This window comes from Bartonella sp. A05 (assembly GCF_026930145.1).
Classification (GTDB): Bacteria; Pseudomonadota; Alphaproteobacteria; order Rhizobiales; family Rhizobiaceae; genus Bartonella.
This window is the reverse complement of record NZ_JANHOJ010000010.1, coordinates 5,001-6,721: the sequence shown is the minus strand read 5'-3', so window position 1 is coordinate 6,721 and position 1,721 is coordinate 5,001. Positions and strand designations below refer to the sequence as shown.

Here is a 1,721-nt window from a genome sequence, read left to right as displayed (position 1 = left end):
ACTGCTTTTATTCTCCGCTGTAGGTTGGAATAACGATTGTTGCAAAATCCTGTTCTTCAGAGTCCTCTGATAACTGGAAACGTGCTTTCTTCATACCAAGCTCCACACAGACTTTCATCTCTAAATTACGACCATAATCAAATAGTCTGATGCGAGGATTAAAAGTATTATGATGTGTTATAGTTGATCTTTTGTATATTTTTTCATCAATTATATGCTGCGATGTGGGGTGTGTTCTTGCACAATTTTAGATTTGAGGAGCTGTCAAGCAAGATTTGGCTGTTTCAAGAGAGTGCTCACCATCTGGGCGAATAAATTCTTTGTCTTTAGGCTCTCTCTTCAATTAGGTGAGTTGTGTTGAATGAAGTACAGCCCATAAATTGCTGATCTTCTTTAAGGAGATAGCAAGGAGATAGCAAAGAGAGTTTTTATGCCAAGAGTATGTTTTTATGTGCGAAGTGTTTTCTGCGCTTATGGTGTTTTGATTATCTTTTTTATGAGGGAAGTATGAGATGTTTTATATGTATTTGTGTGATGATATAATTGGTTGCGGGGGCAGGATTTGAACCTGCGGCCTTCAGGTTATGAGCCTGACGAGCTACCGGGCTGCTCCACCCCGCGCCAATGAGAATTTCTTCATATTGAAGAGAGACACTCTTATACGTTATGTTACGTTATATTTTTATTGATGGTCTATTGTCTTGATTGAGAATTTTCTATGCGCTTAGCAGACCTGGCAGCGACTTACTCTCCCGTGCCTTAAGGCAAAGTACCATCAGCGCAGGAACGTTTCACGGCCGAGTTCGGGATGGGATCGGGTGCAGGCGCTCCGCTATAACCACCAAGTCAGCGAAGAGCATAGAAAAAGAGAGAAGCTGGAATTTTGGGAATGAATATAAGGAATGGGAACGATCAAGCCGATCGAACGATTAGTATCAGTAAGCTTCATGTGTTACCACACTTCCACACCTGACCTATCAACGTGGTGGTCTACCACGGTTCTCAAGGGAATACTCGTTTTCAGGTGGGTTTCCCGCTTAGATGCCTTCAGCGGTTATCCCGTCCGTATATAGCTACCCTGCTATGCGGCTGGCGCCACAACAGGTCCACCAGAGATACGTCCATCCCGGTCCTCTCGTACTAGGGACAGATCCTGTCAATATTCCTACACCCACGGCAGATAGGGACCGAACTGTCTCACGACGTTCTGAACCCAACTCACGTACCGCTTTAAATGGCGAACAGCCATACCCTTGGGACCTGCTCCAGCCCCAGGATGCGATGAGTCGACATCGAGGTGCCAAACAACCCCGTCGATATGGACTCTTGGGGGTCATCAGCCTGTTATCCCCGGCGTACCTTTTATCCGTTGAGCGATGGCCCTTCCACGCGGGACCACCGGATCACTATGACCGTCTTTCGACTCTGTTCGACTTGTCAGTCTCACAGTCAGGCAGGCTTATGCCATTGCACTCAACAAACGATTTCCGACCGTTCTGAGCCTACCTTCGCGCGCCTCCGTTACTCTTTAGGAGGCGACCGCCCCAGTCAAACTACCCACCATACACTGTCCCGGAACCGGATAACGGCCCGCGGTTAGACATCCATATCGGTAAGGGTGGTATTTCAAGGATGACTCCACAAAGGCTGGCGCCCCTGCTTCAAAGTCTACCACCTATCCTACACATACAGACACAAATGCCAGTGTAAAGCTATAGTAA

The 1,721-nt window shown here is 46.9% G+C and carries 1 tRNA gene and 2 rRNA genes (1 of these 3 only partly in view); all 3 read right to left on the bottom strand.

Annotated elements, in window-relative coordinates:
- Positions 1-544: 544 nt before the first annotated feature.
- A tRNA-Met gene (locus NPX98_RS06550) sits at positions 545-621 on the bottom strand.
- A gap of 110 nt (positions 622-731) precedes the next feature.
- Positions 732-846: ribosomal RNA gene (rrf, locus tag NPX98_RS06545) — 5S ribosomal RNA — on the bottom strand.
- 62 nt (positions 847-908) lie between these two features.
- Positions 909-1,721: ribosomal RNA gene (locus NPX98_RS06540) — 23S ribosomal RNA — on the bottom strand (it continues 1,998 nt past the right edge of the window).